This is a genomic window from Vibrio porteresiae DSM 19223, assembly GCF_024347055.1.
GTDB classification, from domain to species: Bacteria; Pseudomonadota; Gammaproteobacteria; order Enterobacterales; family Vibrionaceae; genus Vibrio; species Vibrio porteresiae.
This window is the reverse complement of record NZ_AP024896.1, coordinates 1,450,840-1,473,557: the sequence shown is the minus strand read 5'-3', so window position 1 is coordinate 1,473,557 and position 22,718 is coordinate 1,450,840. Positions and strand designations below refer to the sequence as shown.

General features: G+C 47.4%; 18 protein-coding genes. 10 read left to right on the top strand and 8 right to left on the bottom strand.

Annotated elements, in window-relative coordinates:
* The first annotated feature begins 145 nt into the window (after positions 1-145).
* Together OCV11_RS23255 and OCV11_RS23250 are read left to right on the top strand one after the other, a co-directional pair.
* Positions 146-943, top strand: coding sequence for a PhzF family phenazine biosynthesis protein (locus OCV11_RS23255; RefSeq protein ID WP_261896829.1), 798 nt, complete (start codon positions 146-148; stop codon positions 941-943).
* Positions 944-973: 30 nt separating this feature from the next.
* Positions 974-1,420, top strand: a complete 447-nt coding sequence (locus OCV11_RS23250; RefSeq protein WP_261896828.1) for a GNAT family N-acetyltransferase — start codon at positions 974-976, stop codon at positions 1,418-1,420.
* Positions 1,421-1,433: 13 nt separating this feature from the next.
* Here the strand turns inward: OCV11_RS23250 and OCV11_RS23245 are convergent, their stop codons facing one another.
* Together OCV11_RS23245 and OCV11_RS25095 are read right to left on the bottom strand one after the other, a co-directional pair.
* Positions 1,434-2,117, bottom strand: a complete 684-nt coding sequence (locus OCV11_RS23245) for a response regulator (RefSeq protein WP_261896827.1) — start codon at positions 2,115-2,117, stop codon at positions 1,434-1,436.
* On the bottom strand, positions 2,111-2,998 hold the full coding sequence (locus OCV11_RS25095) for an ATP-binding protein (RefSeq protein ID WP_373332852.1): 888 nt from the start codon (positions 2,996-2,998) through the stop codon (positions 2,111-2,113). Before OCV11_RS25095 ends, OCV11_RS23245 begins: the two co-directional genes overlap by 7 nt.
* A 653-nt stretch (positions 2,999-3,651) precedes the next feature.
* Here OCV11_RS25095 and OCV11_RS23235 point away from each other — a divergent pair.
* From OCV11_RS23235 to OCV11_RS23215, 5 genes are all read left to right on the top strand, one after another.
* Entirely contained in the window at positions 3,652-4,866 is a 1,215-nt protein-coding gene (locus OCV11_RS23235; RefSeq protein ID WP_261896825.1) for an efflux RND transporter periplasmic adaptor subunit, read from the top strand.
* Between the two features lie 9 nt (positions 4,867-4,875).
* A complete protein-coding gene (locus OCV11_RS23230) occupies positions 4,876-8,025 on the top strand; it encodes an efflux RND transporter permease subunit (protein WP_261896824.1) in 3,150 nt (1,049 codons plus the stop codon).
* Entirely contained in the window at positions 8,022-9,452 is a 1,431-nt protein-coding gene (locus tag OCV11_RS23225; RefSeq protein WP_261896823.1) for an efflux transporter outer membrane subunit, read from the top strand. Before OCV11_RS23230 ends, OCV11_RS23225 begins: the two co-directional genes overlap by 4 nt.
* Before the next feature lie 376 nt (positions 9,453-9,828).
* Positions 9,829-10,299, top strand: a complete 471-nt coding sequence (locus OCV11_RS23220; RefSeq protein WP_261896822.1) for a hypothetical protein — start codon at positions 9,829-9,831, stop codon at positions 10,297-10,299.
* A gap of 98 nt (positions 10,300-10,397) precedes the next feature.
* Complete coding sequence (locus OCV11_RS23215) at positions 10,398-10,937, top strand: ferritin-like domain-containing protein (protein ID WP_261896821.1); 540 nt, start codon at positions 10,398-10,400, stop codon at positions 10,935-10,937.
* A gap of 67 nt (positions 10,938-11,004) precedes the next feature.
* Here the strand turns inward: OCV11_RS23215 and OCV11_RS23210 are convergent, their stop codons facing one another.
* Positions 11,005-12,381 (bottom strand): IS4 family transposase, encoded by a 1,377-nt coding sequence (locus OCV11_RS23210; RefSeq protein ID WP_261892255.1) that lies wholly within the window; start codon positions 12,379-12,381, stop codon positions 11,005-11,007.
* A 436-nt stretch (positions 12,382-12,817) separates the two neighbouring features.
* On the opposite strand from OCV11_RS23210, the gene OCV11_RS23205 reads away from it, so the two are divergent.
* The gene (locus OCV11_RS23205; protein ID WP_261896820.1) at positions 12,818-13,216 is read left to right on the top strand and encodes a SpoIIAA family protein; all 399 of its coding nucleotides are present in this window, start codon (positions 12,818-12,820) and stop codon (positions 13,214-13,216) included.
* 78 nt (positions 13,217-13,294) lie between these two features.
* Complete coding sequence (locus OCV11_RS23200) at positions 13,295-13,807, top strand: GNAT family N-acetyltransferase (RefSeq protein ID WP_261896819.1); 513 nt, start codon at positions 13,295-13,297, stop codon at positions 13,805-13,807.
* A gap of 43 nt (positions 13,808-13,850) precedes the next feature.
* Here the strand turns inward: OCV11_RS23200 and OCV11_RS23195 are convergent, their stop codons facing one another.
* The 5 genes from OCV11_RS23195 to OCV11_RS23175 all read right to left on the bottom strand — a co-directional run bounded on the left by OCV11_RS23195 (position 13,851) and on the right by OCV11_RS23175 (position 21,177).
* Positions 13,851-16,007 (bottom strand): TonB-dependent receptor, encoded by a 2,157-nt coding sequence (locus OCV11_RS23195; RefSeq protein ID WP_261896818.1) that lies wholly within the window; start codon positions 16,005-16,007, stop codon positions 13,851-13,853.
* A 361-nt stretch (positions 16,008-16,368) separates the two neighbouring features.
* Positions 16,369-18,363, bottom strand: a complete 1,995-nt coding sequence (gene fhuB / locus OCV11_RS23190) for a Fe(3+)-hydroxamate ABC transporter permease FhuB (RefSeq protein WP_261896817.1) — start codon at positions 18,361-18,363, stop codon at positions 16,369-16,371.
* Positions 18,353-19,258 carry an iron-siderophore ABC transporter substrate-binding protein gene (locus tag OCV11_RS23185; protein ID WP_261896816.1) on the bottom strand — a complete coding sequence of 302 codons (906 nt, stop codon included), beginning with the start codon at positions 19,256-19,258 and terminating at the stop codon, positions 18,353-18,355. Before OCV11_RS23185 ends, fhuB begins: the two co-directional genes overlap by 11 nt.
* A 15-nt stretch (positions 19,259-19,273) precedes the next feature.
* On the bottom strand, positions 19,274-20,041 hold the full coding sequence (locus OCV11_RS23180; RefSeq protein WP_261896815.1) for an ABC transporter ATP-binding protein: 768 nt from the start codon (positions 20,039-20,041) through the stop codon (positions 19,274-19,276).
* A 239-nt stretch (positions 20,042-20,280) separates the two neighbouring features.
* The gene (locus tag OCV11_RS23175) at positions 20,281-21,177 is read right to left on the bottom strand and encodes a LysR family transcriptional regulator (protein ID WP_261896814.1); all 897 of its coding nucleotides are present in this window, start codon (positions 21,175-21,177) and stop codon (positions 20,281-20,283) included.
* Between the two features lie 125 nt (positions 21,178-21,302).
* Here OCV11_RS23175 and OCV11_RS23170 point away from each other — a divergent pair, with 125 nt between their 5' ends.
* Positions 21,303-22,703 (top strand): M20 family metallopeptidase, encoded by a 1,401-nt coding sequence (locus OCV11_RS23170; RefSeq protein ID WP_261896813.1) that lies wholly within the window; start codon positions 21,303-21,305, stop codon positions 22,701-22,703.
* Positions 22,704-22,718: the final 15 nt, after the last annotated feature.

The window sequence follows — 22,718 nt, the reverse complement described above, 5'->3', positions numbered from 1 at the left end:
AGAGCCGATCTCGACTCGAATTTCTTGTCATGTTCAAGCACACTGACACAGAGAATCACACTCAGTTTGGGTGCAAAGGTGAAGTCATTGCGTGATTTTTCAAACTATTGCACCCTTCAATCTACCCTAGACATAAGGACATTTCATGGAATTGGATATCTATCAGGTAGATTCATTTACTACCGAAGCGTTTAAGGGCAATCCTGCCGGTGTTTGCATTACTGAAGAGGCATTAGGTCAAGAACAGATGCTGTCAATCGCTCGGGAAATGGCGTTATCAGAAACTGCTTTTTATGTTCGCCACACTGGGCAATTGCGCTGGTTTACGCCGCAAGTGGAAGTGGCATTATGTGGGCATGGCACGTTGGCGCTGGCTCATGTGCTCAAAGAGCGCGGCGAGGCTCATTTGGGTGATGCGCTGGTTTTTAACACCATGTCTGGTCCGCTTACCGCAACGATTGAAGAGGATGTCATAGCTCTTGATTTCCCACAGGCAAAGTTGCATGGTGCTGAGATGGCGCGAGAGAAACTGGCGCTGCTGGGCATTGATGAAGAGAGCGTCGTCAGTTATCTGCAGTTTGATAACAAAGAACTGATCGAAATTGATAGTGAGCAATTACTCATCTCACTAGCGCCGAGTTTTGAGCGCTTAAAACAGTTACCAGGAAGAGGGATCGTGGTAACGTCAAAAGCGGGCTGCAATAAACTCGATTTTGTCTCACGTTATTTCGCACCTTGGGTTGGCGTCAATGAAGACCCAGTCACCGGTTCTGCGCACTGTGCTTTGGCGGTTTACTGGGGTGAAAAGCTCAATAAAACGCAACTGGATGGTTATCAGGCTTCCCAACGTGGCGGACATGTTAATTGCACTTTACTTGCGCAGCAACGGGTCGCATTGCGTGGTAAAGCGAAAACCATAGTCAAAGGTACGTTGTACTTATAGCGACCACTCTTATTGAATAAAGGAAGAACAATGGATTTTGCGTTAAGAAAAGCAACAGCAACAGATATTCCTTACTTATTAGAATTGCGTGATATCACCATGCGCCGCTATCTGGAAGAGACGGGCTCGCCCACCAGTCAAAAGGCCTATTTGGAGCGCATTATGTTGCACTTTGAAGATGCCAATATTATTGAGGTCGATGGCCACAGTGCGGGGCTGTTCAAAGCGACTTTTCTTCCAGAGACGCAGCAGTGGTTTGTGGTGCAGATTCAAGTACATCCTGATTATCAAAATCATCACATTGGTAGCCGTTTACTTCGAGACTTAATCAACCGAGCGGAACAAGAGCAGGTTGCCGTGACATTAGGAGTGCTAAAAAGTAACCCTGCGCGCAGCTTGTACGAACGCCTTGGTTTTCGTGCGGTGGCAGAAACGGAGTTTGAATATGAGATGCTGTTAGCCGCGCCGCTTGCCTAGCAAGAGGGGGAAACTAGGTATTATCTTCAAAACGATAACCGACACCGTAAATGGACTGAATCCACTCTTCGCCTTGCTCACCCAGCTTTTTACGTAAGTTTTTGATATGGCTATCAATCGTTCGGTCGGTAACGATACGATGATCTGAATAGACGGAATCCATCAATTGATCGCGCGAGAAAACTCGACCCGGGTTTTGTGACAGGGTGGTGAGCAGGCGAAATTCTACTTGGGTGAGTTTGATCGGTACGCCGTGCATGGTGACACTGAAAGTCTCATGGTCGATTTTTAAACCCGATAATGATGGTGTCGTCATGCGCATTTGGCGGCGCAGTGCTGCTTTCACTCGTGCCACCACTTCTCTTGGGCTAAACGGTTTACACACATAATCATCTGCGCCCACTTCCAGCCCTAAAATTCGGTCGATTTCATCCACTTTAGCGGTGACGATCATAATCGGTACATCAGTCTCTTGGCGTAGCGCTTGGCACAGGGTGATCCCATCGACATTGGGTAACATTAAATCCAGCAAGATGAGATCCGGTTGAACCTGATGAAATGTCTCCAAGACTTCTGCACCATCAGCCACGTGGGTACAGTGATATCCCGAAGCGACCAAGTAGTCGTTCATGATTGACGCAAGTGCCATCTCATCTTCAACAATCATAATATGAGCAGAATTAGACTGATTTAACATAAGCTTACCGGCAAAGTAATAGTGATGCGTAACCCACCCAAGGGGGACTGAGTCGCAACAATTTGACCATGATGGGCGATGACGATGTTGCGACAAATCGCCAGCCCTAAGCCACTGCCTCCGCTTTTACGGCTGCGAGAGGAGTCACAACGATAGAAACGTTCGAATAGATGCGGCAAGTGGTGCGCAGCAACTCCAGGCGCACTGTCTTCAATCGTGATGCTGGCGCTAGAGTTTAGGAATTCACAGCGCACCACCAATTGGCCGCCGGATTGAGTGTATTTTACTGAATTGTTCAACAAGTTAGAGAAGAGTTGGATCAATCTTACTTCATCACCTTGCAGCAACATCGGGCCTGTATAAGGCGTAAATTTCAGTTCCAGTCCCGCTTTGAGCGCTTGAGTCTCGATACCGTCCACTGTCGATTGAATCAACATCGCTAAATCCACGCAGTTACAGCGCGCAGGATTGAGACCATTATCCGTCACAGAAAGCTCATGCAGATCGTCCACCAGCTTGTTGAGTTGGCCCATTTGCTGCGCCAACGAACCAAGTGATTGGCTGTTCATTGGGCGAATGCCGTCTTCAATTGCTTCAATTTCAGCGCGCATGACGGCCAATGGGGTGCGCAGTTCGTGAGAGATATCGGTCATAAACTGACGCCGCTTTTGCTCTGTATCATCAAGCTCTTGGGCTAATAAGTTGAAATGGTTGGCTAGTTCGTCCACTTCATCATTGTGGTCTGCCGTGAGACGAACGCCGTAATTGCCTTGGGCTAATTGCTGAGTGGCATTTTTCATCCGGTGCACGCGGCGCAGCACAGTACCACTGATCAGCCAAGCAATCAGCGCGGCAAAACCCACCGAAGCAAGACCAATCATCCACCAGTTTTTGAGCTGTTGTTGATAGAAATTGATGGCACCAATGGTCACCGCCTTTTGAAACGGGATCATGGCAAACCACCCAACGACTTGGCTATTGACGCGAATGGGTAACAAAATAGAGTGCGCATCTGCCGCTGGATGACCAACAATGACACGATATTGGGTGTCCAAAAGAGCCATGCGTGGTACGGCCCCAATTTGATCGGAGATCAGTGGCAATCCATGCACTGGCGTGTTGTTGTGTCGAGAGATACGCAGCAGATCGTACCAAGTTCGCTTGTTATGCTCTAAGAAAGCCCAGCTAAATTGATTCTCTTCATAGGCCGTGACCAATTGTGGCATCGCCATCTCCATCCGACTCATACCCTGCTGATTGAGATAACCGAGAAAGTTGGTCTTAAATGAGAGTCGTGAAGCGATGCTGCTGACCAACAGTACGGTGGTACAGGAGGCAAGAATCACGATAAATAGCTTGCTGGTAATGCCCAGTTTGATGTTCAAACTATGAGTCCGAAAGGTCGATCACAATAGAGCGAACTGTATAGCAGACCTTGTGAAAAATCTATGTTACTGATATTAACTCCATAATATCTGCACATTTGTCGTTTAACTTGGCTAATGAATATCATTTTTTGTATTGGAGTCGATCGGTGTTGTCTATCTATCGCAAGAAGAGTGTGGTGACGGCGAGCCTTATCGCGTGTTTGACCACGATTTTAATGACCGGTTGTACTGAAGAGAAACCGAAACCTTTGAGTGCTCCTATTGAGGTTGGGGTTTGGCAAGTGACAACGCAACCTTTCACATTGCAGCAAACCTTAGTGGGGCGAACCGTGGCGCACATGACGTCCGATGTTCGCCCACAGGTGAGTGGTATTATCAAAAAACGCCTTTTCACCGAAGGTGAGATGGTAAAAGAGGGGCAAGTTCTGTATCAGATTGATGATGCTGCTTATATTGCTGCTTACGATAATGCCAAAGGTTCGCTAGCGGAAGCCGAAGCATCGGTGCTGTCTGCCAAACCGAAAGTAGAGCGCTACGAAAAACTGATTAAGATCGATGCGATCAGTCAGCAAGAATTGGATGAAGCGGTCGCGACGCTGCGTCAAGATGAAGCGGCCGTGCTGGTAGCAAAAGCGGCACTGGAAACGGCCAAAATCAATTTGGGTTACACCAAAATCAAAGCGCCAATTTCGGGGCGCATTGGTATTTCTGATTACACACCAGGGGCGTTGGTGACGGCCAGCCAAAGCGATGCGCTCACCACGATTCAAGAATATGACCCTATCTATGTCGACTTAACTCAGTCAAGCTCGCAGATGTTACAACTGCAACGCATGCTCAAAAGCGGTGTGTTAACCGCGCAAACAGGCAATATTCCTGTCTATATCGAACTTGAAGATGGTTCGCTCTATCCGCACATGGGCACACTTAAATTTGTTGGTACCTCAGTGGATACCACGACGGGTAACATCAAGCTACGTGCGTTACTTCCCAACAGTGAACAGATGCTGCTGCCGGGAATGTACGTTAAAGCCATTTTGCCAGTTGCAGTCAATAATAACGCGATTTTAGTACCGCAAGAGTCCGTCACTTATAACACCAAAGGCCAAGCCACAGTCAAAGTTCTGGATGGTGAACACAAGGTGCACCAACGTGTAGTGCAAATTGGCGATGCGCGTGATAACCAGTGGATTGTCACATCCGGTCTTAAAGCGGGCGAACAGCTGATCATCGAAGGCAATACCAAAGTGAGTGATGGTCAAACGGTTACCTCTCATGCGTCTGCTAACCCCACATTGACGACGCAAGAAGGCGATCAGCTCCTCACCGAAGCGCAAAAACTGCCGAGTTCACAACAGTAAGGATACGGGATGTCACGATTTTTTATTGATCGCCCCGTATTCGCGTGGGTGATTGCGATTATGATCGCGTTCGCAGGGGCTTTGTCGATTCGTCATCTGTCGGTTGAACAGTATCCCGACATTGCTCCACCAACCATTTCTATTAAAGCCACTTACACTGGTGCTTCCGCTCAAACGGTTGAAAACTCCGTCACCCAAGTCATTGAACAGAAAATGACTGGGTTGGACAACTTGGTATACATGACCTCATCCAGCCAATCAAACGGCACGGCTAGGATCAAACTGACCTTTACCGCAGGTACGGATCCTGACGTAGCGCAGATGCAGGTAGAAAACAAACTGCAAGAGGCAGAATCTAAGTTACCTGACTCCGTACAGAGTTCGGGTTTGACGGTATCTAAATCGAGTGCCGGAAGCTTCTTTGTCATGCTGGCATTCAGTTCAAGCGATGGCTCACTTAATCGTACCGACTTAGCTGACTTTATGGTGTCGATGATTCAAGACCCAATCAGCCGTATTTCTGGGGTGGGTAACGTGCAGATCATGGGCTCTCAATACGCGATGCGTGTCTGGCTCGACCCTGCTAAATTGCGCCATTACTCCTTAATGCCTTCAGACATTACCGCGGCCATCAAAGCACAGAACACCGACGTTTCTGCTGGGCAAGTGGGCGCGTTACCTGCGATTAATAATCAGGCGCTTAACGCAACCATCACCAGTCGTAGTCGCTTAAAAACGCCCGATCAATTTCGTAATATCATCGTCAAATCTGACCCAAGCGGTGCGGTAGTACGTCTATCGGATGTCGCGACGGTTGAGCTTGGTAGTGAAGATTACAACAGCACCAGTATGTTCAACGGCAAACCAGCCGCCAGTATGGGGATTGAACTGGCTAGTGGCGCGAATGCAATGACAGTGGGTAAGGCGGTTGAGCAGAAACTCAATGAGCTCTCACCTTATTTCCCACCGGGTGTGAAATTCTACACTGCATCTTCAACGACGCCGTTTGTTAAGGTCTCGATTGAAGAGGTAGTGCAAACGCTGTTTGAAGCCGTGGTATTGGTCATTGCCATCATGTTCCTGTTCTTACAGAACTGGCGCGTGACCTTAATTCCGGCTATTGCTGTACCTGTCGTGTTATTGGGTACGTTTGGCGTGTTATCCGTGATGGGTTACTCAATCAACACCTTGACCATGTTCGCTATGGTGCTGGCGATCGGTTTGCTGGTGGATGACGCGATCGTAGTGGTCGAAAACGTCGAACGTGTGATGTCGGAAGAGGGACTCTCTCCGGCGGAAGCGACCAAAAAATCGATGGGGCAAATCTTTGGTGCCCTCATTGGGATCACCTTAGTTCTGTGTGCCGTGCTCCTGCCGATGGCGTTTTTTGCAGGCTCGACTGGGGTGATTTACCGCCAGTTCTCGGTCACTATTATCTCTTCTATTGTACTGTCGGTATTGGTCGCACTGACCTTAACCCCTGCACTTTGCGCCACGCTGCTTAAGCCGATCGGTTTAGGCGAGCCAACCTCTGCTCCCGGATTACTGAAACGAGCCTTCGGCGGTTTTAACACAGGGTTAAAGCTGGGCACGTTACGCTATCAAAAAGGGGTGAAGGTGTTTCTGAAACACCGTTGGTTATTTATTGGCGTGTATGTGTTGGTGTTGGTTGGGATTGGGGTGTTATTTAGAGCCTTGCCCACCGCGTTTATGCCTGAAGAAGACCAAGGCTCTTTGATGGTGTCGGTGAAGTTGCCGATTGGCAGCACCGCAAACAAGACCGAAGTGATAATGAAGCAGGTCTCTGCCTATGTTGAGCAGCAACCTGAAGTAGCGAGTGTTCTGTCGATTCTTGGTTACAGCATGGGGTCAAGTGGTCAAAGTGCAGGGATGGCTTTTGTGCGGCTGAAAAATTGGGATGACCGCGAAGCCAGTGCAGCCGAGGTTGGACGTCGGATTACTCAAGCCATGAAGAAAAAATTCCCTTACGCGCAGATTTACGCGTTTGGCCGTTCAGGAATTCCTGGCTTAGGTGATGCAACGGGGTTTGAAATGCAACTGGAAGACCTTGGCGGCGCAGGCCACGAGGCGTTAGTCAGTGCACGTAAACAGCTGATTGCTATGGCGGCACAAGATCCGCTATTAACCAACGTTCGTTATTCAAAACTGGATGATGCGCCGACCTTGAGTGTCAATATTGATGATGCGAAAGCGGGTGCTATGGATCTGACCAGTAGTGATATCAACTCAACCCTATCAACCGCGTTTGGTGGTACTTATGTGAATGACTTTGTCGACAAAGGCCGTATCAAAAAAGTGTACGTCCAAGGCGAAGCGCAATCGCGTATGTTGCCGAGCGATGTCTATCGTTGGAGCGTGCAAAACAGTGATGGCGATATGGTGCCGTTTTCTGCCTTTGCGACCAGCGCTTGGACCTATGCACCTAGTTCGCTGTCACGCTTTAATGGTGTGTCTGCGATGGAGATCAACGGTCAGCCAGCGCCTGGCGTCAGCTCTGGTGTAGCGATGCGCGAGATGGAAAAACTCATCAAACAGCTGCCACAAGGCTTTGGTTATAGCTGGTCTGGTGTCTCCTTCCAAGAACAACAAGCAGGCAGCCAAGCACCGATGCTCTATCTTGTGTCGGTTATCTTTGTCTTCTTGTGTCTTGCTGCTTTGTATGAGAGCTGGACAGTGCCGCTTTCAGTCATGCTTTCAGTGCCAATTGGGGTGATTGGGGCGCTGCTATTTACCTATTTCCGTGGATTTAACAACGATATCTATTTCCAAGTGGGCTTATTGGCGACGATGGGCTTAGCCGCGAAAAACGGTATTTTGATTGTTGAATTTGCGAAAGAGCTGGAAGAGCAGGGCATGGAGCTGGTTGAGGCGACACTGGAAGCGGCGAAACTGCGTTTGCGCCCAATTTTAATGACCTCATTGGCCTTTTTGCTGGGCGTATTTCCACTGGTTATCAGTACCGGTGCGGGCGCTGGCGGCCGCACCTCGGTTGGTACAGGCGTATTTGGTGGCACCTTGATTTCAACCATCTTTGGTATTTTCTTTGTGCCGCTGTTTTATGTGATTATTCGCTCGCTGTTTGGCCGCAAACTGAAAGTCAAAGGAACCACACAAGGTAATGATGAGGTGAATCAATGAACGCGTGGAAGGTAAAAAACGTCCCTCTAATCACCTTAGCTGCGTTGCTCTCTGGGTGTTCGTTAGTGCCTCAATATGAGCGCCCAACGTCGCCAGTGCCAAGTCAGTTCGCTAATGCAGCGACCAAAACGGAGCAAGATTCAACGGCGCAAAAATCATCTACGACAACGCTTGATTGGCAAGGCGTATTGCGCGACCAGCGTTTGCAACACGTTGTCGCGATGGCTCTCAATAACAACCGTGATTTGCGCGTTGCGCTACTCAATATCGAAAAGGCGCGGGCGCAGTATCGGATTGAAGACTCTGCGCTTTATCCTTCAGTCACCGCTGGGCTAACCCATACGGCGAGTAAAGCCAATGGTTCAATTACTCGCAGCGATGCCTTAAAGGTTGGCATCAGTAGTTGGGAAGTCGACCTGTTTGGGCGACTGGACAGCTTAAGCCAAGAAGCGATGGAAACCTATTTGGCAACGCAAGAGACGCAACGCAGCACGCGTATGACATTGGTCTCTGAAGTGGCGGTCGATTGGCTCAATGTTTGGGCTTATCAGCAGCAGTTAGCCTTGGCACAACAAACCTATCAAAGTCAGCTCAATACCCTGCGTTTAACTCAAGAGATGCATCGTTTAGGCGCTGCTTCGGGTGTTGACTTAGCGTCGGTGCAGTCCAGTGTTTTCAGCGCGCGTGGCGATGTGGCGTTATATCAAACCAACTTAGAACAGGCGCGTAATGCACTTGAGCTGGTGGTGGGGACTGCTGTGCCAGAGGCGTTATTGCCGAGTGATGATGATATCGACCAGGCGATCGCGCTTGCGCCGCTAACCGACAACTTATCATCAGACGTACTTTTGCAACGCCCGGATGTGTTGTATGCAGAGCACAGCCTAAAAGCGGCTAATGCCAATATTGGCGCCGCGCGAGCCGCGTTTTTCCCAACGATTTCATTAACCGCCACCGCAGGGCGCAGCAGTGAGCAACTCTCTGATCTGTTCTCCGCTGGGCATGGGACTTGGTCGTTTATTCCGTCGATTTCGATTCCGATCTTTAACGCGGGTGAACTGCGTGCATCGTTAGATGTGGCGAAGATCGAAGAGAAAGTAGAAGTGGCGCAATATGAACAGGCGATTCAAACCGCCTTTTCGGAAGTGGCGAATGCCTTTGCTGTGCGTCGCCGTATTGATGAACGCTTAGATGCGAAAGAGGGAGAAGTTGCCGCTAACCGTAAAACCTATCAGCTAACCGATGCCTTGTATCGTAACGGTGCCGACAGTTATCTCAATACCTTAACGGCGCAGCGTAGCTATTACAGTACCCAACAAGAGCTGATCACATTGAAACTGGCTGAGTTAGGTAACCGTGTCACCCTCTATCAAGTGCTCGGTGGTGGAGCGGATGCGAAGGCGGAATCCGTCACTCAGACGCCATAATTTATCAAGATAGGTCGCCTTGTTGTGGCATTTACCTCGAACGCCTCTGGCTCAATGCTAGGGGCGTTTGTCTATCTAAAGTCAGAGAAAAATGGGATTTATATCAGGTTTCTTTCAATACGTGATCTAAGTCACGCAAATAATTGCGTGCTAAGTAACTGATATTACTATTTTTTGCATGTGTTAACTAATTGAAAAACTTAGTAAGTTCTGTTTGTTATGCAAGATATTGCCTGTCGGGCAAGTTTTTACCCAGTTATACACCCCGCTATACTGCTCCCATTAGAAAAACAATATTGAAACAGTCGGTTACGGACTAAAGCCGCTTAGTTAACCGAACCAGTACTCAAATCTATGGTTCAGGAGTTTGACTCTCATGTTTACAACGTCTCAGGCTTGTACGTCTTTGTCGCACAGGACAGTGCTCTTAGTCGTCGCAATGGTTAGTTTGCTGTCAGGCTGTTTTAGCGACAGTAAAGCTGAACATATCCGCGATTATCTACAACACAATATCGAGTTCACACAGAACGGCTGGACGATCACCGATGTGCATCAGGGCAGCCATGGCTATTACGTTTCGATTACCATGGGACACAATGATGAGAATAGTTACAAGTTCTTATACAACATGGCTAAAAATCGCAGGAATAAAACCAAGTTTGTCGATAATCTCGATACGACCTACCAACAACGACTTAAAGCATTGTGCCCAAATCCGCAATCCGAACGGGGTGAAGACTTTTGGCAGGAGATGGATGGGCAAAAGTTCTTTGATATGAGCATCACCATCAAAGATTTTGGCAAAGGCGTTGTCGCCGAATCGTATTGCCATCGCCCTGGAGCATAAGCTGGTTTCTCTTGCTACCTTGTTGGCAGAGTGTTGGTAAACTCACATAGTGACTAAAGTGCGCTTTCTATACTGGAAGAAAACGCAAGGAGAGTGCTATGTCGCATAACAAGATTGGGCTTAGACAAATCAGTTGGAGCTTTTGGGTGGTGATCATGCTCTGTTGGACTGCGTTCACCCATGCCCAAGAAGCGCCGTTTGGTGCACTAGGCTCAAAAGCGAACCCACCACAGTCGATTGAGCAAGCAATGAATTTTGCGATTCAAGATGAGTATCTGGCGCGAGCAGAATACCAAGAGATCATTGCCCACTATGGCTCAGTCAAACCTTTCACTAATATTTTGCAAGCAGAAGAGCAGCATATCAGTCGCTTAGTTGCCCTTTATCAACAGCTTAAATTACCTCTACCCGTGGATAATGCCAAAGATCATGTCATGCTACCAAGCTCAATACGTGATGCTCTGTCGACAGGCGTTACCGCTGAAATTGATAATATCGCCATGTACGATCGTTTTCTTACCATGCCGCAAATCAACGATGCAGCGTACACCGAGGTAAAACAACTGTTTATCGCCTTACGTGACGCCTCGAAAAAGCACTTACGTGCGTTTGAAAAAGGGGTGGCACAGTACGACTAACACGGGTTGTGGTGAGTGTCATACTGTCATGAGTAAAGGGTGCGTAAGCCTGTCTCTTGATCACATCTCAAAGATCTAGAGACTTGGCAAGCAAGTAACCTTCAAGGATGGTTTGCAAAATAAACCATCCTTCCCAAAGCCGTTCCCAGCCAACTCGCCCGTTGCGTTTAGAATCATACCAACCGGCTAATTTCCCAAGATTAATGTATGCCCAATAGAGACTCGGTGCTTTCTTTGGCGGCTTTCTCTTTTCCTGTTTTGACCACAGGATCTTCCAGCTTTGAGGACTCAATATCATTTCACAACTCTGTTTCTCGGCTTCTTCTTTGTTCAGCCCAAGATAACGAAGTTGGTGCAACCGAACGGCAATGAAAGCCAGTATGACAACCATTCGCTCCAAGTTTTCTTTGCTTTGCATTCGTAAGTTTTCAACCTGAGTTCCACCACTCTTCCACGCTTTGTGGAACTCCTCAATTAGCCACCGCTTTTCGTAATAATCTAATATTCGTTCGGCCTCTTCTTTTGAGCGGACTGGCTCTGATGTGAGAATATGCCAGTTGAGACCTTTTTCCTGTTCACGCTCCTGACAGCCTACATAATAAAGCTCTACAGGTTCTCCCTTTTTGTTGGATGGAACCTTCACTGTAATGGGGGCGTAGCGAACTTCACACACAGCTCGTCGTGCCTTACGGCCGCCTTTTTGTCTGACCTGAACTGTTCTCATACCTGCATCAGTTAAGGACGCGCTGTACTGATAAAGTTTATCTTCACTCTCCAATATGCAGCGACTTTGCATCGAACGAACGACAAAACGTTGTTGATTAGATGTTTTGTAAGCCAAATATTCAATAAGGTCGGCTTCTCGGTCACACACGGAGATAATCTTGCTCATCCCTTCGCCAAGGCGAGTTTCCATAGCTCGAGATGCGCGTTCCCATTTGTAGCTCTCTTTTTCAAGATACGGTCTTTTCGCATGATTCTGACTCTTGCCGTAATCTTTGATATTTCGAGTCCAGCGCTCTTGTTCAATAAGACCAACGACATGCTGCTCGTGTGGTGCAAAAAGAAGGACGGAGTGGGCGAACATCCCTCGGGAGTAATTATTCGAGGTCGTATGCCCCATGTCTCCCCGGACAGTTGAATGGGAAAATTCAAGTGAAGTGGTATCTTCCAACGCCAGTAAGCACTCATAGTGCTTCGTATTTTCGACCGTTGCGGCAAAACCAGCCTCGGCAATGGCTTGAGGGTCAATGGCTTGATTGCGAGTAAAGCGATAAGCAGCTTCAATATCAGCGGGAGATTTCAAAGATTGCACAAGTGATTGTCCTAAATGATTAGCCAAAGAAGAGGCAAGTTGTACTAGGCGCTTGGAGCGACGGCGATCGCCTAACTCGGAGTGGTGAAAGGTATCTCTGGCCCATTGCTCTGTATCTGCTGAAAACATAGTAACCTACCTCAACTTGTCAGTTTTTGTTGAGATCAATCAGTGAGATAAAAGTTCAAAAAAATCCCTCAATTTTTATCGAGGGATTTGTGTAGGAAAGTCAGGCGTAAGCGCCCTTTTTCGTCAAGTTGTGATCTCAAGGTCGCCATTCCCTTTATAACGCTAGCGGATTCACATCAGCGCTATTTCCCTGTTTCTATACTCAATCTAACGTTAAAAATAAGTGAAATAGGCTGTGCATTTGGCTTAGAGAGGTGTGTCAATCTTCGCCAAATGATAGGAGCAAGGTGCATTGAGTAGAGTCTAAGGTGAATTGGCAGGTTGATTTACCCGCGCCATTTACCCGCGCAATTAGTGGCGTGCAACGATTTTAGGTAGTAGCGAAAGAGACGACTTAGCCTCAGTACACCCAACGGAGCTATTCCAGGAGGCGACGATGAGCTATTACAAACATGGTGTATCGATTGGGTTAGTACAGATTAACAGTGAATTTGTCCTGTCGATAAAGGCGGTTGGCACGTTAACTCACGAAGATTATCAACACTTAGCCCCGATGCTCGAAGCTGCTATCACCAAAATTGATGAACCTAAAGTGAAAGTGCTGTTTGATGCCACCGAGTTTGCCGGTTGGGAAATGCGCGCTGCGTGGGATGATTTACGTCTCGCCATTAAATACGGTTCAGGCGATAAAAAAGTCGCGGTCTACGGCAATCATGATTGGGTCGGGTGGGCCATGCGAGTTGGCCAATGGTTTATGGCAGAAGGTGAAGTCGAATCGTTTGATACCTATGAACAGGCCGTCGATTGGTTATGTGAACCGGAAATGGCGCTGTAAAATTCATAGCCAATCAAGAAGATATCTGCTAAACAGAGTACCATGTTGCCGCGCAGGTAAAACGGCGTGGCTTAGAATATGGCTAAGCGCTTAACGCGCAAGGCGAACATGGACATCATGATGATCGACTTACTCACGGAAATGACCGAAGCAGAGTTTCTGCATTTTAAAGCAGAAACTACTCTCGAATACGCAGAAGAAAATGTGACTTCGGGCCGTTGGCCTGCAGAAGGCGCATTGGCACGTTCCGAATCGGAGATGGACACCATTCTCCCTGAGGGCCAACAGACGCCACATCACTATTTTTTCAATTTAACTCCCGACGAAATCGGCCAGCCAGTCGGTCATTTATGGCTTAACGTCACGCCGCTATTTCAAAGCGCCTTTGTCTACAGCATCAAAGTTGATGAAGCCTATCGCCGCCGCGGCTACGCCAAAAAAGCGCTGCAAGAAGCGGAGTACTACGTTCAAAAACTCGGTATTAAACAACTCGGGCTGCACGTATTTACTTATAACGAAGGCGCCGTCGCGCTTTACCAATCCCTCGGTTATCAAACCACCAGTATCAATATGACCAAGAAGATTGATTAAGCAAAGAGAGGCCATCTCATTGATGACCTCTTTTCTTTTGCTATTAGAATGTTACTTGATAATTGAGAGTATAGGTGCGTCCGCGACCTTTGTAGTCATAAGCTCCAGCAGCATAGTTCGCTGCGTAGAGGATTTGAGCACGTTGTCCCCAAATCGTGGTGTAATCTTTGTCTAACAGGTTCTGTATACCAAAACCTAAGCTACCCACTGGTAATTGATAGCTGCCGACTAAATCGAATACGGTATAGCCATTAAGCTTGTTGTCTTGATCGTCCTCATAATCGAACATCGTTTGGCTTTGCACTTTGACAGCGAGACTGTCATCTTGCCAGCCAACCCAAGCACTGGCTTTAGACGTACTGGCTTCACTCGCCGTAAAGTCCTCCCAGCCATTATCCCCCTTAAGTTCTGACACCACGTAATGGCCTGACGCTCCAAGTTGAATATGGTTGCTGAGCCAGTATGATGACATCGCTTCTAAACCGTATACTCGTTTTTCATCACTTACCTCTTCGATAAGCATAGTGGTACGGTTATAGGTGGCTGAATTATCTGATTTGGAATAATAGGCAGCGCTTTGTAGCGCTAGTTCTCCATCATCGTAACGATAGCCGAGTTCAAAACTGTTGGTTTTAATCGCTTCCATTTTGGAGTCATTGACGTTGATACTATCGTTGAGCTGCCAGTGATCGCCTACCAATGTATAGTTACCTTGACCATAGTATTTTGATGGGTCTGCTACATCAAACCCTTGTGAGAAGTTTGCCCAAATTTGCGATTCATCTGAGAGATGATAAATCGTACCTAAGTTAAACAGTGCGACATGATAATTGGTGTGACCTCCAGGTACGGCATCTGCAGACGCGCCTTGACCAGCGGCGATTCGACGTTGTTGATTGTAGGCAACAAAATCATCAATTTTATTATACAGATACTGATAACGAACACCGCCTTCGACGCTCCAATCTTCTGTTAGTGCGTAGTCGGCTTGTAAGAAGGCCGCCACAGAACTGACATCAATATTAGGGTAGCGACCAACTTTGGCGAACGTTCGGTTAATCATGTCTCCTGAGTTGCTGGCAATCGTTGGGTCATAGAGGGCTTGATTACTATCAAATTTATCTAGATAACCATCGATGCCGTATACCAGATTCAAACGGTCTAACTGCTTAGCTAATGCTAATTTCATCGCATACACATCAGTCACTTGTTGTCCCGACGCTTGATAGTAAGGGGTATAGGTTTGGTCTTCTTTTCGGTAAGACGCTTCGGCCAGAAGTTGGTGCCCTAAGAACTCATCATCGACATAAGATGCACTCAACATCACTCGTTTAGTGCCATGCTCACGATCGGACTTAAAGCCTCTGCGCACATCAATAAAATTGCGATTGATAATATACAAGCCGTAAGGAGAATCTTGCTGGCTATCATAGTACTGAGCTAATAAATTTAGACGCTTAGTTTCAGAAAGGTCAATGCCAACATTACCGAGTAGGTCAACAGTTTTATTGTATTGTAAGGATCCTTGAGAAATATCGGGAGTGACGATCGTGCCATCACCATCGTAAAATCCTTGTGTTTCGGTATACACGGCAGATAAACGAGCCTTAACATTATTGTTGCCACCTGAAATGGATTGCCCGATTTTATAGTCAAAATCTTCGTTGCTATTAAAACCTGATGTCCCACCCACATAGGATTCAAATTTAAGATCTTTGCTCTGTGCTTTTTTGGTGATGATATTGATCACACCACCTGATGCACCAGCTCCATAAATTGATGTGGCACCTGATAACACTTCGATGCGTTCGATATTAAACGGATCGATAGAATCCATATAGCGGCTAATTTGCCGAGACGATTGCAGTGAAACGCCATCGATCATCACCAACATCTTACGACCGCGAAGGTTCTGACCATAGTTGGTTCGAGCGCCACTACTGACATCTAAAGAGGGAATAGTCGCTGCAAGGATTTCTCCTAGGCTTTTACCACCACGATACTCTTGTTCGATCTGTTGTGAATCGATGTACCAAACCGTGCCGGGAATATCACTGATTGCTTTTGGTGTGCGGCTAGACACCACGACCATTTTTTCTTCCGTTGAAGTTTGTGCTGCTTGCGCTGACGTTGCTAAGCCGATGGCAGCCACTGCAAGCGCAATTGACGACAGCTTGAAACTGCCTTGTAATGAATTCATCGTTATATTTCTCTTATTCTAGTCTTAAGTAACTGATAAATAACTCTTTATATGGTGACGTTGCTACCGTTATCTAACGAGATTTATCTTTCTTAGCTGGTCACATGTGAGCGAATGCGACCCGTGAAATGTCATTTGTTTCAATAACAAAATGACGCAGGAAAGAGTCTATTTGAATGATTCTCCTATCCGATTTTTAATAATTATAAATAGTAATCATTATCATTTGCATGATCAATGGTTTGTTCGCTATTAGGTGTTATAGGTAACGTTTTTACAAAAAAATACTTATATTTCAATATCTTTTGTGTGGTTTTGGTGGGGCTGGAATAGCCCCGGGAAGAGAAAATGAAAAAGGGAGTTACCGACGCATCAAATAGAGGAAATAACCGCCACCGAATAAAGAGGCTAATAAGCCTGCCGGAAATTGCCAAGGGTACCACCAGGTTCGACCAACCCAGTCTGCTCCCACCAAAATGAGACTCCCCAGTAGGGCTGCAGTGATCATCTGTGGTTTCGCTCGGTATTGATGCAGTGTGCGGGCCATATGAGGCGCAAGTAAACCGACAAAACTAAGAGGCCCAAGTACGATAGTGCATAAGGTGGTTAATGCTGCAACAATAAGTAGCAATACGCCACGTACCCAAGGCAAAGGCAAGCCAACGCTTTGAGCCGTTGTGCTACCCAAGCCAATGATGTCTATCCAACGGTGCAATAGTAGGGCTAGGCCTCCTAATATGCCGACACCGATGGCCAATAACCAGACGTCTTGATTTTCGACAAGATAAGTAGATCCAGATAGCCAAGTCAGCAATGTTGTGGCGTTGTCGTGTCCTGAGGCCAGAGCAATTCGTAGCAGAGCGTCCAGTCCAGCACTTAGTCCAATGCCTGCGAGGAGGGTTTGCGTTGGTGCAAATTGATGCTTTTTCCCCATCCAAGCAATAATCGCTGTCGCCAATAGAGCGCCTAAGGTGCCGAACAGCATTTGTTGTTCTCGCGTCATCGCGATGCTGAAAAGGGTACCCAGTACTAAAGAAAGTGCGGCCCCTGAACTGATACCAAGGACTTCAGGGCTTGCCATCGGGTTCGATGAAATGCGTTGAATGAGCAATCCCGCGATCGCAAGCCCAATTCCAGCTAGGAGTGCAATCGCAACTCGAGGGGCTCGTAAGTCAAATAGCCTAGGACTCCAATCAATGCTCCAGCCAAACGAATCTTTCCCGACAAGCAAAGCAATACTGACAGTGATAAGTAACCCCAACGATAAGAGCGTCCAAAGTGTACCAGGATGTACCGAACGATAGTGTTGTAATGGCAATGCCCGCATTTTTAAATCGCTTTGCAGCGCAATACTATGAAGTAACCATAATAGGAATGGTGCGCCAATCAGTGCGGTCATGGCTCCGGTAGGCAGTTGTTCGCCTCCCAGCCCAGACAAAGGTTGTACGATAAGATCCACCACAAGCAGCAGCAAGGCGCCAAGTGTACCGCTCACCAAAAGCTGTCTACTTAAAGAGCGGACCCCAAGAATACGAGAGATTGCAGGGGCGACAATACCGATAAAACCAATGAGTCCGACTTCGCTGACGACTGCCGCAGTCATAAAAACAGCCAGCGAGAGAGAAATGATTTTAATTTGCTTTATATGTACCCCGATGGAACTTGCTACCGCATCGCCAAATTGCAGACTCGCAAGAGGGCGCTGTAAACACATAAGCAACAAGACGGGTAGCAGAGTCAGCATAAGAAGGTGTTGAGTGACAGACCAATCCGTTTGATTCAATATTCCAGCTCCCCACACGAATACACTCGATAATTGCTGTTCGTGTAACATTAAGAGCATGGTATTCAGCGAACCGAGAAAGAGGCTGATCACCATACCGGATAGCACCATATGCAGTGGAGCATATCCTCTTGACTTACTTAGTAAAAAGACCAACGCGGTTGCCCCAATTCCACCGAAAAAGGCGGGAATAAAATCAGGAATAAGCCATTGAGTGGGGAGAATTAATATCGCGAGAACTTTGCCTAACTCTGCTCCAGCGGCAACCCCAAGTGTGGTCGGAGAGGCGATAGGGTTACGTAAGACAAGCTGCATCACGTTCCCTGCGATTGCCAAACTGAAACCGCATAGCAGAGCGACGGTTAGCCGTGGTAGATACGTGAAATAGGTAATGAGGTGTTGATAGTTGCTTGGATTGTAATGAAATAGGGTATTCCATAGTAACGGCAATCCCTTAGCATAAGGGGCCGTGAACTGCAGCAAAGCAAGTAGAGCCACGCACAATATAAGAAGGCCTATGCCGCGTCTAACAGGTGTTTGCCAAGCAACGATTGGAGTCAAATCAGTGTTCATGATGGCTTATCAACTCTTGCGTTATATAGTCACTAAAACGCTGTGCAGCGATGAGCCCCCCAAACGTCCAAATGGGGGGCAGTTTATGACTTTTGTTATCACGGACAAAGGCCATGGCTTGCCAAAGCGGAGATTGATCCAGTTTCTGTTGTACGACGGGTGACATTGGGCCGAATATCATTAATTCAGCCTCTTGATGTTCTGCTAACTTTTCAATACCAGCAGTGGTAAATCCCCAAGAATTAGTGCGCTCCTGCCAATCATTGTGCAGCCCCATTTGAGTAATAGTGGCTTGAGCTAATGAACCTTGGCCATGAATTCGTAGGTTTCGGTCATTGATAAAACGTACGAACAGTAACGATGGGGAAATACCTAGCGCTTTTAATCGTTCGCCATTACGTTTTAAATGCGATTGTGTTTGGCTAATGACTTGCTCAGCCTGAGCTTCACGCTTGAATAAATGACCTAACGAACGAGTGACTGTTTGTGCAGCAGCGAGTGGGGTTTTGTCTTCATTATAAAAGCTGTATACCAAAACAGGCGCAATTTTACTCAGGCGCATGTAAGCTGCGGCCATTGGTTTACTGATCAATATGACATCGGGCTTGAGGCGAGTCAGCAATTCCAGATTGGGCTCGCGCCGCGATCCGACGTCAATAGCTGATGACGCTAACGAAGGCTTGACTACCCATTCTCGGTAACCTTGAGCATCGGCGACACCAGCTAAAGGTAGCCCTAAACTCAACACGGTTTCCGCTAAAGACCAATCTAAAGCGACGATGGTTTTAGGGCTGCTTTTAAAATGAGTCGTGCCCAACTCATGTTGGATATCAAGCGCTTGAGCAGAGTAAGAGCATGTCATGATAAAAAAGAGAAAGTAGCGGATGATCATCATATGTTCACTCTTGTTCTAGGGAATGTAACTGATTGGCTGACCTGTTTGTGGATGAACAAACAGAGCTAAATCAATGCCATATATGTGTTTGAGAGTATCTGGTGTCATGAGAGCTTCTGGCGATCCTGTCGCGATGACTTTACCAGTATGGAGTGCAACTAAAGTATCACTGAATTTGGCTGCCATATTGACGTCATGCAGCACCATAATAACCGTTAAACCTAGCTCTAGATTCAACCTGCGAATAAGAGTGAGCAGTTCATGCTGATGGGCAACATCTAAAGCGGATGTGGGTTCATCAAGTAAAATGCATTGGCTTTGTTGAGCAAGCAGCATGGCGACCCATGCACGTTGGCGCTCACCCCCAGATAAGGTTGCGACAAAGCGGTCAGCAAAAGGTTGTAAGCCAACATGATCAATGGCTTGTGCTACGATCTGATGGTCGGTCTGATTGTAACGACCCAAAGCACCTTTCCAAGGATAGCGACCGAAGTAGACTAATTCGCGAACCGTAATGCCGTCTGTTAACGGTGGATGTTGTGGCAAATAGGCAACACGATGGGCGAATTCCTGTGGCGAAAATTGCTGTAACGATTGTTGCTCAAACAACACTTCGCCCTGTGTAGGCGTTGTTTGTCGGCTAAGCAAATTCATTAACGTCGATTTGCCACATCCATTATGTCCCAATAAAGTGGTCACTTTATGGGAATCAAATGTGAGGTTAGTGGGGGCTAGAATCGTTTTCCCATCGATGTCAAAAGTGGCATCAACCAATTGAAACATTGTGAATTAGTCCAGTGTTGATTCGGCAATTGGTTAGGGATGTTAACATAATGAAATCTAAATGATAACGATTAGCATAACTATTTATTTGTCGGTGATGGATACCGAAGAAACAATCATGGGTTCACTGATATTGTTGTGCGTTAACCATAGAGAAGGAAACAGAGCTTGGCAGCAAGTTAGAATGACGCTGTTGCCCTATTTCGAATCAATAGCGTGAGGCAGGTTGGAGGTGAGTGTCAGTTTTCAACTAACTTTGCCATTAAATAGTCGACAAACACTTGTACGCTTTCTGGGTGTTGGCGGCCGGCCATGACTTGCAGCTGCAGGCTGCGTTGCACAAAGGTGGATTCGGTCATTGGGCGCAAAATAAGGCCATCTTTAGGGGCTTGGCGCTGGATTGATTGGGCACCGAACAGTGCGACGGCTTGCGGCGTATCTTTGGTGAACGTGTAGATTGCGCCCATGGCATTACTAGTGAGGGCGGGGTAGACCTTAATTCCGGCTAAGTGGCAGGTAATTTCAAACAAATAGTTCAGCGTGGTGCCTGATTCCGACAATGCCAGTGGATAAGCGGCGATATCCGATACGGTTAATTTCTCTTTGTTTGCCAATGGGTGGTCATGACTGAGCAGCGCAAAAACGGGTGAAGGGACTTGCAGTGCCACTTGCACACCTTGCTCTGGTTGCAGGCTGAATGTTAGGGCGGCATCGACAACACCTTCTTTGACTAACTGAGTGGCCCTTGCTGAATCCACCACTTGCAGAGAAAACAGCGTTTGCGGATGGGTTTGGCGAAACTGAGTAATAATATGCGGTAGAAAATCCCACGCCATCCCTTCAGGACACGCCAGCGAGATCGATTGCTGCTGGCGATTGGTGATCCCTTGCATTTCGGTAATCACATTGGTCAGTTCTACATCATTACGTAATGCGTAGGTATACAGCAGCTCGCCCGCGGGCGTTAGGGTCATACCACGGGCTTTGCGTTCAAAGAGGGTTAATTGCAACTGCTCTTCTAACTGACTGATTTGGCGACTGACGGCAGAGACGGCAATATGCAGCTCTTCAGACGCAGCGGAAAGCGAACCGGTTTTCGCTACCGAGTGAAAATACTTAAGATTGATGTCGTGCATTGTTTAGCTTTCTATTTAAGGCAAAACTTAGTTGCCTATTTAATAATTGTTGCAAACCTGAGCTCATCATAAGCTAAACCCTATAACGAAATCGAGCCTTTGCGAGAGAAAAATAGGGAGATTAGATGAGTGAGTCACAAGCCTTTGGGCGTTCACATGCCATTACGTTGGCAACTCAGACCATGGAAAATGGGGAATTTATTCAAACATTAACCCGCCGGGTTGCGTTAATGACCGAGAGTCAAAATCCAGAGGCAACTGCGCATTTGTCCGCTTATCTTAGCGAAGAGATGACGCCATATTTGGCAGCGCTTGGTTTTCGCTGCGAGCAATTTGACAATCCAGTTGCTGGCAAGCCGCCACTGTTGGTCGCAAAACGTATTGAAGGCACTGATCTACCCACGTTATTGCTTTATGGACATGGCGATGTAACCAACGGCCAAGAAGAGCTTTGGCAAGCGGGCACGCATCCTTGGCAGCTTAGCCAAATTGACGACAAAATTTTTGGTCGCGGCACAGCCGATAACAAAGGTCAGCACACGATTAACTTTATCGCGTTAGAAGCCGCGCTCAAAGCGCGCGAAGGTCAGCTAGGCTATAACGTGAAAATCTTGTTTGAGATGAGCGAAGAGGTTGGCTCTACTGGTCTGGAAGCCTTCTGTCGTGAACATGCTCAAGAACTCGAATCGGATCTGTTCCTGGCATCAGATGGTCCGCGCCTTAATGCGCAAAGTCCAACCATCTTCTTAGGTTCGCGCGGGGTGTGTCAGTTCCGTTTGCGTTGTGAAACCGGCAATGGTGCAAGACACTCTGGTAACTGGGGCGGCGTGATGACCAACCCAGCGATTCGTTTGCAGCATGCTCTGGCGACCTTAGTATCGGCTAACGGCAAATTATTGGCTGATTGTTTAAAAGCGCCCGCGCCGCAAGGTTTAACTGCTGAGATGATGCGAGAGCTGCCCGTTGGCGGCAATGCTGGCGACCCTGAACTCAATCCGAATTGGGGTGAGGCGCATCTCTCTGTGGGTGAACGTTTGTTTGGCTCTAACACCCTTGAAGTGATTGCGCTTGGTGCGGGTAATATCACCAAACCGATTGGCGCTATTCCCAATTCCGCCGAGGCAGTGTGTCACTTACGTCTTGTTCCGGGTACGGATTTAGATAACTTAGTGAGTAACCTATTGGAGCATTTTGCCGCCCACGATTTTCTTGATATCGACGTTACTTATGAAGGGGGATACAACGCAACTCGTCTTGATCCAACCCATCCATGGGTGGACTTTGTTAAAACATCGATGGAGCACTCGCTCAATCAACCGATTACCGTATTGCCAAACTTAGGTGGCACGATTCCTAATCACTGTTTTGCCGATGTATTAGGTTTGCCAACCGTATGGATGCCTCATTCGTACCCATCTTGTCAGCAACATGCTCCGGATGAACACTTGCTGGCGAGCGTTGCCAAACAAGGCTTAGCTGCCGCAGCGGGTTTGTTCTGGGACTTAGGGGAACATTTCCCTCGTTAACACTGGCTTTTTATG